Below are 15,436 nucleotides of genomic sequence, written 5' to 3'. Positions count from 1 at the left end.
CGTCGTGTTCGGGGGCACATCGGGAGCCCCACACACCGACGGCATTGTGATGAAAATCACGCGCGCACTCGCTGACATCCCGAAGCCGGTCAGCGGCAAATTCTCAGCCCATACTCGGCGGCCACAAACGCGTCCACAATCCGCCACAAAGACTCCCGGTTCACTCTCGTTCATGCTGGTCAACTGCCCAAATCGAAGAACCCGACGGTAAACGGCCACGGCATGCCGAAAATTCGCTATCCGCCTGGTGCGCAGCACCATCGCAGGCAATATGCTGTCCCTAACAAACCTGCCGACTGTTTCGGCGCCCGTATCCGAACTTTTCGGCCTGATAAGGCTGGAAATTCCGGACCGATTCTGATAGCAAGGGGCTATGGACCCGCATTTGCGCGACCTGCGGTATTTCGTCGCCGTCGCTGAGGAACTGCATTTCACCAACGCCGCCCAGCGGCTGCACATCGCTCAACCCACCCTGTCGCGTCAGATCCGGCAGCTGGAACGTCAGCTCGACGTGGTCCTGTTCGACCGCAACCAGCGCAGTGTCGCGCTGACCGTCGCGGGCAAGGAACTGCTCGAAGGCGCACGCAAGATCCTGGAGTTGTGGGAGGTCACCAACGTCTCGCTGCAGGAGGCGGGCGAGGTGTTGCGCGTCGGCATCCAATCCACACTCGGGCGCGGTCTGCTCAGCGATCTGGAGAGCGCGAGCGGACATCGTCTCGCACTGCACGCGGCTTCCTGGACCGATCCCTCCAGCGGCCTGGCGGGTCGGCAGGCCGATCTCGCCCTGGTCTGGCTGCCGTTGCCGGACCAGAGCCGCTACCGGTGGCAGGTGCTGCGCACCGAACCGCGCTGGGTGCTGCTTCCGGAAAACCACCCGCTGGCGATCTCGGAGACCATCGAATTCGCCGATCTGCTCGACGAACCGTTCGTCGCACTGCCCACCGAAGCCGGTGCGGTGCGCGATTTCTGGCTCGGCAACGACGGACGCGGCGGCCGTCCGCCGAAGATCGGCGCCGAAGCCGCGACCGCGGAGGACAAACTGGAAGCCGTGAGCCTCGGCCTCGGCGTGTGCCTGCTCGCCGAGAACAACGTGCCGATGTACCGCTGGCCCGGGCTGACCGCGCGTCCCGTGTCGGGGTTGGCGCCGTGCGAGCTCGCCGTGGCCTGGCGGGCCGACGACAACCGGCCGACCATCCTGGAGTTCGCCGGACGGGCCGTCGATGGCGGGTTCGCGGCGCAGCAGTCGCCGGTCAGCGTCTGAACCGGCCCGGCGGGGTCTCGGGGGCGGTGCGCTGCCACGGACGGCGCGTCTCCAATTGGGCGGCCAGCCGTAGCAGGGTGGATTCGCTACCGGGTGGTCCCGCGAGCTGAGCGGCCACCGGCGTACCCGACCAGGAGTGCATGCCCATGGGAACGGAGGCGGCGGGCCAGCCGACCAGATTCCACAGCGGAGTGAAGGGTGCGAACCGCGCGCCGGCGAGCAGAGTGGCCGGACGATTGCGGAAGTGCCAGGCCCGCGCCGTCGGCGGCGGGGCGGCGAGCGTGGGAGTGATCACCACGTCGTAACGCTCGAAGAACTCCAGTAGTCGCGCCTCCACCCCGTCGATCTGGGCGGGACGCGCGAGCCTCAACCGATGCACCGTCCGGCCCAGAGCCAGGCGGTGCCGGGCTCTCCGTGATAGTCGGCCGGGTTGGAGTAGCGCGGGGGCCTCACGGGCGCCGAGGGCCAGCCAGCGTAGCGAGGCCGCGAGCAGGGCGTTTCCGTAAGGTAGCGCGGTCGGTTCCACCGAATGGCCTGCCGCCGCGGCCACCGAGGCCGCCCTGCGCGCCGCGGCGGTCCAGCGGCGGTCGACGCGCAACAGGCGAGAAGGTGGATCCACCGCCAGCCCGATACGTAGTCGGCCGGGTGGATCCACCTCGGCTAGGTCCGGTCGCGCCGCCAGGACCGACAACGCCAGCGCGGCGTCGTCGACGCTTGTCGCGAGGACACCGTGCTCGACCAGGCTCGACCACGGGCCCGCAGCGGGGACCGTGTACTGCCCCGGCTTGATCCCGAAGATCCCACAGCACGCGGCCGCGACCCGCACCTCCCCGAGGCCGTCGCAGCCGTGCGCCACCGGAACCAGTCCGGCCGCGATCGCGGCTCCGGCCGCGCTACCCGCGTAGCGCGTGGGGTTCCACGGATTGCGGATGACACGCTCGGTGCCCGCGCTGGTCACCCACCGACTCGGCTCGGGAGCCGCGACGAGGCCCATGACCACCGCTCCCGCGGCGCGCAGCCTGGCCACCACGGGGTGATCCGCGGCGGCCACCGGCCCCCACGGCATCGGCTCGCCCGCGAGGGGAACACCGTGCTCGACCACGACCGGTACACCGGCCAGGGGCAGCACGTCGAGGTCGTCGCGTTCCATCAGGCCGACCGACTCGGCCGTCGCCTGTTCGGCACGCAGGACGCTGAAGGCATGTCGTTTCCGGTCCGCCGCCGCGATCCGCGTCCCAGCATCCGCGGCCACTTGCCCGGGGTGCAGCAGGCCGTCTCGCACGCACGCCGCGATCGTGGCGGCCGGGCCTCGTTCGAGTGCGGTCTCGGCTTCCGGAGCTCCGTCGGGCCGCGCGTCTGCGACGGCTCCCAGCAGTCGGGCGGGCATCGGCTCGCTGGTCTTCGCGTTCGGAACGGCGGTGTGCGGAGCGGCGTTTCCCGCTGAGATCGAGCCGTCCGCCATGATTGCGGCCTCGTCGGACATGTGCTGGTCATCCCCCGTCGCGTCGTTGTCGAAATCGGGTGATCCACTGTCGAGCCGCAAGTTATCATTTCGAATACGGCACGGGGGATGATGGTGTCGGGTGTGGCGAAAATTTTCGGCACATCGGACGACAACCGGTGCGGATTCCGCGGCGTCCGCCGAGCCACTAGGTCCGAGCATGAGTGCGAACTCTGAGAGAAGGTCCGACCCCGACACGGGTATTTCCACCCGGCCGAGGAGTGGCGACCTGTCGCGTGCCGAATCCGACGCGGTGGCCGCGTTCACAGCGGAGTGGGAATCCACCCGGCGCCCACCGGCGATCGCCGAATATCTACCGGACGCCAGTACCTTGCGTCGTGAGGCATTGCTGGAGCTGATCCGCGTCGACCTGCGCCATCGCTGGCTGCTTCGCCGCGGTAAAGGCGCGGGCACCGCGCCGGAACCGGCCGCGCGCATGCGCCTGACCGATTACTGCGCCGAATTCCCCGAACTCGCTTCCGACGATATTCCGGCCGGCTTGGTGTACGAGGAGTTCGTCATCCGCCGCCAGAGCGGCGAGCGGGTCGATCCGCGCGAATGCCTGCGCGAATATCCGCGGCAGGCGGAGCAACTGCGCGAGTTGCTGAACGCCGACGAAATCGACCAGAGCACCCGTCGCGCGACGCCGGAGGATTCCGTCTTGACCGCGGTCGCGCACAGCGACTCCGTTCTCGCCGACACCGTATTGAACCGAACCGCGGGGTCTGCTCGTGATTCCGAGGTGACCAGAACGACCGCCGCCGATCTGACGGGTACGGCCACCGCCGTGCCCACGACGATCGGGACCGGGCCGGGCCGCTCCGACCCGCTCGACCGGATCGAGATCGGTCAGCGGATCGACGACTTCGATCTGCTGACCGGTCTGGGCAGCGGTGCGTTCGCCCGGGTCTTCCTCGCGCGGCAGCGCTCGCTGCAACGGCTGGTCGCGGTGAAGATCTCCAGCGATCACGGCACCGAGCCGCAGACGCTGGCCCAGCTCGACCACGACTACATCGTGCGGGTCTTCGACCAGCGGCTGCTGGACGACGCCGAGGGCGCCGCGCGCCGGCTGCGGCTGCTCTACATGCAGTTCCTGCCCGGAGGCACGCTGCTCGGCGTGCTGCGCTGGGTGCGCGCGACCCCACCCGAGGAGCGCAGCGGCAGGCTTCTGCTGGACGCCGTGGACGCGGCGATGGAGGAGAAGGGCGAGATCCGGCCGACCGACTCCAGCGTGCGCGCCGAGATCGCGGCGCTGAGCTGGCCGGAGACGGTGGCGTGGCTGGGCCGCAGGCTGGCCGAGGCGCTGGACTACGCCTCCTCGCACGGCGTGTTGCACCGCGACGTCAAACCGGCCAATGTCCTGCTCACCGCCGAAGGCGTGCCGAAACTCGCCGACTTCAATATCAGCTTCAGCCGCAACGTGGAGGGCACCAGCCCGGTGGCCTACTTCGGCGGATCACTGGCCTACATGTCACCGGAACAACTGGAGGCCTGCCATCCCAGTTTCGGCCGCAGTGCCGCGGACCTGGATACCCGTGCGGACATCTATTCGCTCGGCGTGGTGCTGTGGGAGCTGCTCACCGGTGCGAAGCCGTTCGACGACCGCACGGCGGGGGCGGGTGACCAAGGCGACGACACCACGCTGGAGGCCATGCTGGAGCGGCGCAGCAGCGGCGTGGACGAGGCCGCGCTGCAGCGGGTTCCGGCCGACTGTCCCGCCGCGTTGCGGCGCATCCTTCTGACCTGCCTGGCCCCCGAGCGGGCCGACCGGTGGTCCAGCGGCGCGATCCTGGCCAGGCAGCTGGAGATGTGCCTGGACGAACGCGCGCGAGAATTGGTCGACCCCGCGCCGAACAGCTGGCGGCTGCGGCTGCGCCCCTACATCGTTCCGGTGGCGCTGGTGGCGATGGCGCTGCCGAATGTGCTCGCCTCGCTGTACAACATCCAGCACAACCAGCACCTGATCATCAGCCGGATGACCGAGGAGGCCCAGCAGACCTTCCTCATCATCACCGGCGTGGTGAACGCGATCTTCTTCCCGACCGGCATCGCGCTCGTGCTGTATATGGCGAGATACGTGCTGACGGTGACGCGCGGTCTACGCAAAGGACGAAGATACGATCCGGGAACCCTGCGGCGCGCCAGACGCGACGCGTTGCTGATGGGCGATCGGGCCGTGGCCGTGGCCTTCTCGCTGTGGGTGCTGGCGGGACTGATCTTCCCGATCGCGCTACAGGTGTCGACGGGAGATATATCGGCACAGGCCGTGGTGCACTTCTTCTCCTCGTTGGTGGTGTGCGGCGCGATCGCGCTCGCCTATCCCTTCTTCCTGCTGACGTTCTACCTGGTGCGGTGCGTCTATCCCCTGTTCCTCCGGCACGGGGACATCAGCCCTGAGGACGCGGTCTGGCTGCGCGGCCTGGACCGGCGCTGCAACGGTTACCTCGCGGTGGCCGCCTCGGTGCCGCTGCTCGCGGTCACCGGAGTGACCTTCCTGCCCCCGTCCGACATCCCCTCGGTCATCGTCGCGGTTCGGTTGCTCTGTGTGGGCGGCATAATCGCGTTCGTGGGCACCTATCTGCTGTTCCGTGCGCTGGAAGCGGACCTACGGGCGCTGGAGCGGGTGGTCGATCCGGAATCCGCCGAATCGGGGGCCGACGAGGGCCGATCCGCCCGATCGACCGCTCACGCGACCGTCGTGGAGACCGACAGGTGAGTTTGCCCCGCACCGATGCCGTCGCCCGTTTCTCCGCCGACTGGCAGCGCAGTCTCCATGGTGATCGCTTGCCGCCGCAGATCCGCGACTACGTACCCGACGGCACGCAAGTTCGCTTGGGGGTACTCGTCGATCTGATCCGGGTGGATCTGCGGCGACGCTGGGAGCGCGAAGGGATCGGCAAACGGATCGCCGACTATCGCGAGGAATTCCCCGATGTGGAGACCAGCCCCGAGTTGGTCGATCTGTTGTGCGAGGAATTTCTGGCGCGTCGCGGACGCGGACCGCTGGCGCTGGAGGACTTCCTCGCCGAATACCCGGACCTCGCCGGCGCGGTCCGCGAGCACCTCGCCGATCTCGCCGCCGACGACGCCCACCCGGACGCCGACTCGAGCGAAGCCGTCGCCGCGCTCGCCGATCTCGCGCCGGGCCTGCGGATCGATGACTTCGACCTGCTCACCGACCTGGGCGCGGGACTGCTCGGCCGGGTCTTCCTGGCCAGGCAGCGTTCCATGCAACGGCTGGTCGCCGTCCGGTTCTCGGCGGGCCGGGCGGGCGCGGCGCACACGATGGCCCAGCTCGACCACGCCCACATCGTGCGGGTCTTCGACCAGCGAGTACTCAGCGCCGACGCCGCGCAGGCCCTGACCATCGCGGGTCCTCCCGCGAACGGCCGCCACACCGCGGCGAACGCCGCCATCGCCGCGCCGCGCCGCGACCTCGACGCCGCGGCCGTCCCGTCCAGCCGGACGAGCCGCCCCGGCGACGACGACACCATCGTGGCGCCGACAACCCGAACGACGAGCCACCCCAGCGACGACGAAACGGTCCCCGGCCCGCGCACGCACGGCGCCGAGAGGCGCGCCCCGACCGTCACGGGTGATGCGACAGCCACCGCGCCAGAAGGTATCGATGACGAGACCGTGGTCAGCGCGCCCGATACGACCGCTGCGGTCCGCCCACGCAGTGCTCTGATTCCCGATTCCGGACGATCGGCCGAACCTCGTGACGCCGCCGCGGTTCCGGCTCATCCGGACGCGGTGACCGAGCGATCGAGCGATCCGGACGCGACCATCGCGGTCCCTCCGGACGACATCGCATCCGCGCCCCCGCGACCGCCCCTCGCACCGGATTCCAGGACGACCGCCCTCCCGCGTCTGGTCTACATGCAATACCTCCCCGGCGGCACGGCGGTCGACCTGCTCGAGCAACGCCGTCGCGGCCCCGTGACCGACGGCGGCGCCCTGCTGCTGCGCGCGGTGGACACCGCCATGGAGGCCAAGGGCGAGATCCGGCCGTCGGATTCGAGCGTGCGCGCCGAGATCGCGCGGCTGAACTGGCCGGAGACCGTGGCGTGGGTGGGCAGGCGGCTGGCCGACGCGCTGGATTACGCCGCACACCATGGCGTGCTGCACCACGACATCAAACCGGCGAACGTGCTGTTCACCGCGGAGGGCATTCCCAAGCTGGCCGATTTCGCCCTCGGTGAGGTACCTGGGCGCACCGCGTCGCACGGTCCCGGCGGGACCGACGCACTGGTCTACCGCTCTCCGGAGCAGCTGAGCCGCTACCTCGACCCCGACGCGCCAGCCCCCGGCGACGCCAGCGACGTCTACTCCCTCGGTGTGCTGCTCTGGGAAATGCTGACGGGCGCAACCCCCTTCGACGATCCGCCACCGGAGCAGGGCGGCCCCGGCACCGAGACGTACACGCGGATGCTCGCGGAGCGCCGCGGCGGCGTCTCGGCCGCGGCGCTCGCGCGCCTGCCGGAAGACACGCCGGCCACGCTGCGTCGCGTACTGCTGGACTGTCTGCACGAAGACCCGCAGCGGCGCTGGCGCGGCGGCGCCGAACTCGCGGGACAACTCGACCTCTGCCTGGACACCCGCGCGCGCGACCTGGTCGATCCCCCGCCCGGCAGTCTCGCCCATCGCGCCCGCGGGTGGCTGCTTCCGGTCGCGGCGCTGTGCGTCGGCGTGCCGAACGTGCTGGCCAGCTTCTACAACATCCAGCTGAACCAGACCCTGATCATCGACCGGATGTCGACTGCGGACCAGGAGAAGTTCACGGCGGTCGGATTGATCAACAACCTCATCGCGTTCCCGGTCGCCGCGCTGCTGCTGTTGTTCATGACCCGGCGGCCGCTCGCCATCTCCTACCGCCTCGGCCGTGGCGACGGCTACTCCGCGCGCACGCTCGCGAAAGCACGCCGCGACACCTTGCTGATGGGTGACTGGGCGGTGTGGATACCCTTCGGCTTCTGGCTGGTCGCGGGCATCGTCTGGCCGCTCGGGCTGGCTTTCTCCGGTGTCGACCTGCCGCGCGGCACCTTTTTGCACTTCTTCGCCGCGCAGATCGTGTGCGCGGCGATCGCGCTCGCCTATCCGTTCTTTCCGATCATGGTCTACTCGGTGCGCGCGATCTATCCACAGTTGCTGGTGCGCGGCGGTATCGGTCCCGACGACGAACGCCAGCTCCGCGCGCTGGCCAGGCGCGGCAGCTTCTACCTCGGTGTGGCGGCATCGGTTCCGCTGCTCGGCGTGGCGAGCGCGACCTTCGTCGAGGCCGACGACCTGGAGCTGGTGATCGTTCCGGTGCGTGTGCTGAGCGTGGGTGGCATCCTGGCATTCGTGCTGACCTATCGACTGTTCCGGCTCCTGGAAGCAGATCTGCTCGCTCTGGCCAGGGCGATCCCCCAGCGGACGCGATGACCACACCCCGCCCGCTGGGACGGCTGGTGAACCTGTCGCACGTCCACGATCCGGTCACCACACCGCTGTACCCGGAGGATCCGGAATTCCGCACCGACATCGTGGCCACGATCGCGAACGACGGCTACCTCCTGCGCTATATCCGGCAGGGCGAACACACCGGAACCCATTGGGGTGCGCCGATTCATTTCCGTGCGGACGGACTGGCCGCCGACGAACTCGACCTCGACGATCTGCTGCTGCCCGCGGTGAAGATCGATCTCCGGCAGCGCTGCGCGAACGATCGCGACTACGCGATCACGGTCGACGATCTGAAGCGGTGGGAGGCCGAGCACGGCCGGATCCCGGACAGCGCCGCGATCGTCGCCTGGACCGGGTGGGACGCCAAGTGGGGCACGCCGGAGTTCGTCGGCACGGGCGAATCAGCCGGTCGGCAACCCGGTTTCGCGGTGCAGACGGTGGAATGGCTGCTGCGCGGCGGCAGGCTCGGTCGCCGCGGCGCGCTGGGCATCGACACGTTCGGCCCCGACGTGGGCACCGACGAGACGTACGCGGTGTCGAAGCTGCTCTACGGCGAGCACCGGATCAGCTTGGAATGCTTGGCGAACCTGGCGGCACTGCCCGCAACCGGGGCGTGGGTGCTGGTGGGCGGACCGCTCTATCGCGGCGGTTCCGGTTCGCCGGCAACGATTTTCGGCATCCTGCCCGGATGAGGTCTCAGCCGCCGTAGACCTTGGGGTTGAGGGTGCCGATGTAGGGCAGGTCGCGGTAGCGCTCCGCGTAGTCGAGGCCGTAGCCGACGACGAATTCGTTCGGGATGTCGAAGCCGACGTGCGCGACCTCCACCGGCGTGCGTAGCGCGTCGGGCTTGCGTAGCAAAGTGACCACCTCGAGCGAAGCCGGGTTACGGGTGGACAGGTTGCGCTTGAGCCACGACAGCGTGAGCCCGGAGTCGATGATGTCCTCGACGATCAGGACGTTGCGGCCCGCGATGTCCTTGTCCAAGTCCTTCATGATGCGCACCACACCCGAGGACGAGGTCGACGACCCGTAGGACGAGACGGCCATGAACTCCATCTGGGTCGGGATCGGCAGGGCCTTGGCCAGGTCGGTCATGAAGAAGATCGCGCCCTTGAGCACGCCCACCAACAGCAGATCGCCCTCCGGAGCGTCGGGTGGATACCGCTTGGCGATGAGTTCGGCCAGCTCCTGGGTCTTGGCGGCGATCTGTTCCGCGGTGATCAGCACCGACGCGATGTCATCCCCGTACACGTCAGCTGGATTCCCTTCCGTGGTGGTGAGCCCGTTCGGCCGGTTCGGTCTGCGTCATCGGTCCGATGCCAGCCTCACCCAGCCGCAGTGTCAGCCTGCCATGTTCGCGCCCCGCGACCAACCTGCTACCCGGCCTGCCGCCGCCGACCGCGACGCCGCCCTGCCCGCGCCAAGCCGTAACCAGTTCGTCGACTGCCTGTAAATGCTTGGTGGTCAGGGCTTTCGCACCATGCTCGAGCAGCCATGCCCGAATCGCCCGTTTCCGCAGAGCCGCGGGTGCAGTGGCGAGGGTCTCGATCACCAGCGCCCGCCCATCACCGGCGGTGTGCCGCAGCTCGGCGGCGAGCGCGTCGAGAACCGCCCCGTCCTCCCGCAGTTGTTCGGCCGTACGCGCCAGCGCCGGGGCCACCCCGCCGCCGAGGATCTGCTCCAACAGCGGCAACGCCTCGGTGCGTAGCCGGACCCTGGTGAACTCCGGCGCCGCGTTGTGCGGGTCGTCGTGCGGCGTCACGCCCAGATCGGCGCACACGCGCCGGGTGGTCTCCCGGCGCAAGCCGAGCAACGGCCGCCCCCACGGCTCGGCGTACGCGGACATCCCTTGGATCGAGCGGCCACCGGAGCCGCGTGCGAGCCCGAGCAGCACCGTTTCGGCCTGGTCGTCGAGGGTGTGCCCGAGCAGCACCGGAAGACCGTGGCGCGCGGAGTCCAGCGCGGCATAGCGCGCCCGGCGCGCGGCGGCTTCCACACCGCCCTCGGTGCCGACTCGGACCGCGAGCACGCGCGCGGACCGGCAGCCGAGGGCGAGCGCGTGTGCCGCGGCCTCGGCGGCGACGGCGCCGGAACCGGGTTGCAGGCGATGATCCACCACCAAGGCGTCGACCGCGCTCGTCTCGACCACTGCCGCCGCGGTGAGGGCCAGCGAATCCGCGCCGCCGGACAGCGCCACCGCGACCGCCTGCTCCTCGGTCTCACGCGGCCCGAACCTGCTCAGCCAATCCCGGACCGCTCTACGGACGGCCAGCACAGCGGCGGTCTCGGGCAATCGCCGGGCGGCGGACGGCCGCCCGGATCCGGATGTCCCGCTCTCCGGCCCGAAGCGCCCGGGTGTCGTTCCTGGCGCACGCCCCATGGGCGCAGCCTACCGGCCGACCGCGCACGGCGAGTCGCCGCCGAGCCGGAAACCCTCGTTCAGTCCAGTACTCGTTCGATCCAGCGCTGCGGCTGCTCGATCTCGTCGGTGCGCGGCAGCGTGTCGGCTTCGGTCCACACCGTGTTGAACCGCGTCATCCCGACGGTGGCGACCACCTCATCGACGAATTTCTTGCCACGCACGTACTGGGCGACCTTCGCGTCCACGCCGAGCAGCGCGCGCAGGAGTCGCTGCACCGGGTTGGTCGGACGCCTGCGGCGCTGGTCGAACGCGGTGCGGATCTGCTCGACCGACGGAACGACCGCGGGACCGACCGCGTCCATGACGTGATCGGCGTGCCCCTCCAACAGGGTGCCGAGCATGAGCAGCCGGTCCAGCGCCGCACGCTGCGGCGGCGCCTGGGTGGCACGCAGCAGCCCGACCACACCGCGCGCGGCCGGATCGTCGGGGGCGGTTCCGCGACGACGGTCGCGCACCTCGTCGACCAGCCGGGACAGCATGTCGCTCACCGGCTCGTCACCGGCCTCGCCGAGTACCTCGACGTTCGCGCGCATGTATTCGCCGAGCCAGGGCGCGGAGGAGAACTGCACCCGGTGGGTCACCTCGTGCAAGCACACCCACAGCCGGAAATCGCTCGCCGACACCCCGAGCGCCCGCTCCACCGCGACGATGTTCGGCGCGACAAGCAATAGAGTGCCGTCCGGCCCCGTGAACGGGTCGTATTGACCGAGGATCGCGGTGGACAGGAAGGCGAGCATGGCGCCCGCCTGCACCCCGGCGGGTTTGCCCGCGAAGAGCTTGCGGTCGCCCTGTGCCTCATCCGCCCCGGTGAGCTGGGCCATCGAGTCGGCGGCGGCCGTGATCCACCCCGGCCGGTCGACGATTCTGGCCGCCGGGACCGGCCGGTCGTCCAGCAACCCGCTGACCTCGCGCACCGGCGCCTCGGCCCGCACGGAGGCATCGGCGAGCTCGGCGACCACCTGCTCGGCCGAATAGCGCGACGTGCGCGGACCCGCGGGCACCAGAACGGAGCCGGTCCGCGCGGCCAAACGCCAGTCGACCACGCCGGACAGGCCCGAGCGGAGTTTTCGCCGCTCGACCGCACCGGCGGAGCCGAAATCGGCTGTCTCGGAACCTTGCTGGGTCATGATCAACCACCCGTCACGAGCATCCACAGTTTCGCAGCGTGCCTGCGATCGCGTCCAACGCGGGCCTGCTCACCTCCGGTGGTCGATCGTTCGACATCAGTGCGAAGGTCAGCACCCGCCCATCGGCGTCCAGCACATATCCGACCAACGCGCTGGAGACCGACAGAGTTCCGGTCTTGGCTCGCACCCAGCCCGCCGCCTGACGATCCCGGGTGACGTAGCGGCTGGTCAGCGAGCCCGTGGCGCCGGCGACCGGCAGGTTGTCGAGCATCGGCGTCAAGGTCGCCGCGACCCGGCCGTTCTCGGGCTGGGCCTTGGCGCCTGCCGGTCGCACCGCCGTGGCGCCGGTGGGCTGGGCCGCGGTCGCCACGACCCGGTCGAGCAAGCGCGCGGGAATCCGGTCGTCTACCGAAAGCCCGCTGCTGTCGTGCATATCCAGGCCGGACAGATCGAAACCGGCCTGGCTCAGCGCCGTGCGCACCGCGGTGACCCCGCCGGTGAAGGAGGCCTCGCCGCCGGTGGCGGTCGCGATCTCCCGGCCGATCGCCTCGGCGAGCACGTTGTCGGAGTAGACCATCATGTCGCGCAGCCGGTCGCGCAGCGGCGCCGAACGCACCGAGGCGACCTCGGCCGCGCCCGCGGGTGCGGCGCCCGCCCGGACCCGCGCCGGGTCGAGCCCCAGTTCGGTGGCCAGCCGCCGTCCCGCGTCCAGAGCGGGCGTCGCGGTGCGCGGCGAGTACTCGACGAGCGGTTGCAACCGGCCGCCGTCGATCATCACCGGCTCGATCGGGGCGATGGAACCCTCGGGGATGTCGACCGGGTCCCAGCCCTGCGCCATGGTCGGGCCGGTGTAGGCGGAGAGGTCGACGACGATCGTGTCCACCGCGCGGCCCGCGGACTTGATCTGGGCGACCAGGTCGGACAGACGCGGTCCGTTCGGGTAGTACCCCTTGCCGTCCGGCTGCGCGGTGAGCGTCGGATCGCCGCCGCCGACCAGCACCAGTTCGTTCGGCGCGGCACCGGCGACCACCTTCGTGGTCACCCGTTGCTCGGCGGGCAGCGTGAGCAGAGCGGCGGCGGTGGTGAGGATCTTGGCGGTGGACGACGGGATCATCGGCCGGTTCGCGTCACCGCTCCACAGCACCGTCCCGCTGTCGGCGTCGGTCACCTGGCCCGCGAACGCGCCGAGGTCCGGATTGGCGATCACCGGGGCCAGCGCGGCGGCGATCCCGGCGGAACTCGGCGCGGAACCGGTGGGCCGGGCCGGGGCGACCTGCCCGGACGGCTCGGTCGGCGCGGGCGGGGCGGCGATGGTCAGGCCACCGTGCCGGAACTCCTCGGTCCACGGCCGCACCGCGAGCAGTGCCACCGCGGCGGCCACGGCCAGCACGACAAGCACGGTCGAGATCAACAGCCATCTGTTGCGGCGCCGCCGGGCGGCCAGCCCACCGATGTTCTCGTTGCCACCAAACACGTCGCCGCCGCTCTCCTGACCGATTCCCGCAGCAGCCGCCTGCCGCACCCATGTCCCCGACGACCACACTATCCTCGTTGCGCAACCGTTCCCCTGAACAACCTGGCGAGTCGGCGCACTCCGCAGCGGCCGAGTCGGCAGTCGCCGAATAGCAGCCGAGTGGCAGAACTCGGCACCGATGCACGAAGGAGATGGCGTGGAGTTCGACGTCACGATCGAGATCCCCAAGGGTTCCCGGAACAAGTACGAGGTCGATCACGAGACCGGCCGGGTCCGGCTCGACCGGTTCCTGTACACGTCCATGGTCTATCCCGCCGACTACGGCTACATCGAGAACACCCTCGGCGAGGACGGCGACCCGCTGGACGCGCTGGTCCTGCTGCCCGATTCGGTGTTCCCCGGCGTGATCGTGGAGGCCAGGCCGGTCGCCATGTACAAGATGACCGACGAGGCGGGCGGCGACGACAAGATCCTGTGCGTGCCCGCGGGCGACCCGCGCTGGGACCACATCCAGGATCTGAAGGATGTCCCGGAGTTCGAGCTGGCCGCGATCAAGCACTTCTTCGAGCGCTACAAGGATCTCGAGCCCGGCAAGTTCGTCAAGGGCTCGGAGTGGGTCGGGCGGGCCGAGGCCGAGGCCGAGGTGCAGGCGTCCATCCAGCGGTTGAAGGACCAGGGCGGGCACTGAAGCCCTTCGGGCACAACGAAAGCGGGGAGTCCGGCAGATACCGGACTCCCCGCTTCGCGGTCGGGGTCACGAAAGGCGAAAAGGGACACCCGGAATCCGGATGCCCCTTCTCTGTGACAGGTGGCTCAGTAGTAGATGTACAGGTCGTAGCCGTCCCAGGTCTCGATGCACTCCCAGTAGTAGCCGCCGGTGCTCGGCGACTCGCCGTCGGCCCGGCACGCGCTCAGCGTGGCGTAGGTGCCGACGTAGGTGCCGCCGTAGGCGACCTCCTGGTAAACCGGTGCGGCGGAGGCCGAAGCGGCCGTCGACACCCCGGCGACGGCAGCGGTGGCCAGCAGACCAGCGGCGAAAAAGGACTTGATACGCATCGCTCTTGCTCCTGAATGCGAGATGAAATTTTTGACACCTCAAACGATATGGGCGATCGGCATCTCGCACAGCCACCCCTAGGGTGAGGGCAACGCAACCCTGAGGCGAATCACCTTGCCCACCCTCGATACCCACCCTTGGGGTCGGTGACGGCGCACTCGCCCGGATGCGAGCGCGCCGCCGGTGTCAGTGGCCGCGGAATTCGGGCGCGCGCTTCTCGAAGACGGCCTTGACCGCCTCGGCGAGGTCCTCCGACGGCAGGAACGCGGCGTTCCACGCGGAGACGTAGCGCAGGCCCGCGGCGATCTCGTCCTTGCGCCGCTGCTCCAGCACGTCCTTGACGCCCTGCACCACCAGCGGCGGGTTCGCTGCGATCTCCCGCGCGGTGGCGTGCGCCGCGTCCAGCACCGCCTCTTGGTCGGGGAAGACGTCGTTGACCAGGCCGATCTTCTCCGCGCGCGCGGCGTCGATGTCTTTGGCGGTGTAGGCGAGTTCGCGCAGGTGTCCCTCACCGATGATGCCGGGCAGCCGTTGCAGCGAGCCGACGTCGGCGACGATCGCGACCTTCGCCTCGCGCAGACTGAACTTCGCCTCCGCGCTGGCGTAGCGGATGTCGGCCGCCGCGATGAGATCCAGCCCGCCTCCGATGCACCAGCCGGACACCGCCGCGATCACCGGCTTGCGGCAGTCCGCCACGGCCGTGATCGCGGCCTGCATCTTGCGCACGTCGACGAGGAAGTCGGTGCGAAGGGCGGCCAGCGCGCGATCGGCCAGCAACGGGCCGAACGTGCCGCTCATCGCGGGCAGGTCCAGACCGTAGGAGAAGTGTTTGCCGGAGCCGGTCAGCACGATCGCGCGCACCTCCGGATCGGCGTCCAGCGCCTGGAACACTTCCGGCAGCTCGCGCCAGAAGTCGGGACCCATCGCGTTGCCCTTGCCGGGGCCGATCAACGTCACCTGCGCGACGTGATCCTTCGTTTCGACGGTGAAAGCCTGCCAATCTGTCATTTGTACAGCGTATCGAGACAAATCGGAGCCCGTGTCCCGACCCGGTGATGCGCGACTCGGAAAGAAAACCCCGCCGCGTGTAAACCCTGCGCAAATTCGCAATGGTGTACTGGTCCGCGGTGGACAGAACAGCGGATC

At 69.6% G+C, this 15,436-nt stretch carries 12 protein-coding genes; 5 read left to right on the top strand and 7 right to left on the bottom strand.

What is annotated here, in order from left to right; translation table 11 throughout:
* Positions 1-373 precede the first annotated feature (373 nt).
* Positions 374-1,261, top strand: coding sequence for a LysR family transcriptional regulator (locus ACFV2O_RS04590; RefSeq protein WP_355079169.1), 888 nt, complete (start codon positions 374-376; stop codon positions 1,259-1,261).
* Here the strand turns inward: ACFV2O_RS04590 and ACFV2O_RS04585 are convergent.
* A complete protein-coding gene (locus tag ACFV2O_RS04585; protein WP_379250233.1) occupies positions 1,251-2,744 on the bottom strand; it encodes an amidase in 1,494 nt (497 codons plus the stop codon). The two genes, ACFV2O_RS04590 and ACFV2O_RS04585, sit on opposite strands and share 11 nt — an antisense overlap.
* Positions 2,745-2,922: 178 nt before the next feature.
* Between ACFV2O_RS04585 and ACFV2O_RS04580 the strand changes: the two genes are divergently transcribed.
* The 3 genes from ACFV2O_RS04580 to ACFV2O_RS04570 are packed head-to-tail and all read left to right on the top strand — an operon-like array spanning position 2,923 to position 8,902.
* Complete coding sequence (locus tag ACFV2O_RS04580; protein WP_379250231.1) at positions 2,923-5,478, top strand: serine/threonine-protein kinase; 2,556 nt, start codon at positions 2,923-2,925, stop codon at positions 5,476-5,478.
* Positions 5,475-8,189 (top strand): protein kinase, encoded by a 2,715-nt coding sequence (locus ACFV2O_RS04575; protein WP_379250229.1) that lies wholly within the window; start codon positions 5,475-5,477, stop codon positions 8,187-8,189. The genes ACFV2O_RS04580 and ACFV2O_RS04575 overlap by 4 nt, the downstream gene beginning before the upstream one ends.
* Entirely contained in the window at positions 8,186-8,902 is a 717-nt protein-coding gene (locus ACFV2O_RS04570) for a cyclase family protein (protein WP_379250227.1), read from the top strand. Before ACFV2O_RS04575 ends, ACFV2O_RS04570 begins: the two co-directional genes overlap by 4 nt.
* A 4-nt stretch (positions 8,903-8,906) precedes the next feature.
* Here ACFV2O_RS04570 and hpt read toward each other — a convergent pair whose 3' ends face one another.
* The 4 genes from hpt to ACFV2O_RS04550 are packed head-to-tail and all read right to left on the bottom strand — an operon-like array spanning position 8,907 to position 13,212.
* Positions 8,907-9,461 carry a hypoxanthine phosphoribosyltransferase gene (hpt, locus tag ACFV2O_RS04565; RefSeq protein ID WP_039794624.1) on the bottom strand — a complete coding sequence of 185 codons (555 nt, stop codon included), beginning with the start codon at positions 9,459-9,461 and terminating at the stop codon, positions 8,907-8,909.
* 1 nt (position 9,462) lies between these two features.
* Positions 9,463-10,590: a tRNA lysidine(34) synthetase TilS gene (gene tilS / locus ACFV2O_RS04560; RefSeq protein WP_379250225.1), complete on the bottom strand. Its 1,128-nt coding sequence runs from the start codon at positions 10,588-10,590 to the stop codon at positions 9,463-9,465.
* A gap of 59 nt (positions 10,591-10,649) precedes the next feature.
* Positions 10,650-11,759, bottom strand: a complete 1,110-nt coding sequence (locus ACFV2O_RS04555; RefSeq protein ID WP_379250223.1) for a zinc-dependent metalloprotease — start codon at positions 11,757-11,759, stop codon at positions 10,650-10,652.
* 13 nt (positions 11,760-11,772) lie between these two features.
* The gene (locus tag ACFV2O_RS04550) at positions 11,773-13,212 is read right to left on the bottom strand and encodes a D-alanyl-D-alanine carboxypeptidase/D-alanyl-D-alanine-endopeptidase (RefSeq protein ID WP_379250822.1); all 1,440 of its coding nucleotides are present in this window, start codon (positions 13,210-13,212) and stop codon (positions 11,773-11,775) included.
* Between the two features lie 217 nt (positions 13,213-13,429).
* On the opposite strand from ACFV2O_RS04550, the gene ACFV2O_RS04545 reads away from it, so the two are divergent.
* Positions 13,430-13,921 carry an inorganic diphosphatase gene (locus ACFV2O_RS04545; RefSeq protein ID WP_355079184.1) on the top strand — a complete coding sequence of 164 codons (492 nt, stop codon included), beginning with the start codon at positions 13,430-13,432 and terminating at the stop codon, positions 13,919-13,921.
* 125 nt (positions 13,922-14,046) lie between these two features.
* Here ACFV2O_RS04545 and ACFV2O_RS04540 read toward each other — a convergent pair whose 3' ends face one another.
* Both ACFV2O_RS04540 and ACFV2O_RS04535 read right to left on the bottom strand, forming a co-directional pair.
* Positions 14,047-14,289: a hypothetical protein gene (locus tag ACFV2O_RS04540; RefSeq protein ID WP_067794586.1), complete on the bottom strand. Its 243-nt coding sequence runs from the start codon at positions 14,287-14,289 to the stop codon at positions 14,047-14,049.
* A 187-nt stretch (positions 14,290-14,476) separates the two neighbouring features.
* A complete protein-coding gene (locus ACFV2O_RS04535; RefSeq protein ID WP_379250220.1) occupies positions 14,477-15,298 on the bottom strand; it encodes a crotonase/enoyl-CoA hydratase family protein in 822 nt (273 codons plus the stop codon).
* Between the last annotated feature and the right edge of the window lie 138 nt (positions 15,299-15,436).

This window comes from Nocardia sp. NPDC059691, assembly GCF_042733915.1.
Lineage (GTDB): Bacteria > Actinomycetota > Actinomycetes > Mycobacteriales > Mycobacteriaceae > Nocardia > Nocardia sichangensis.
The sequence above is the reverse complement of the archived record's forward strand: the minus strand, read 5'-3'. Positions and strand labels throughout refer to the sequence as shown.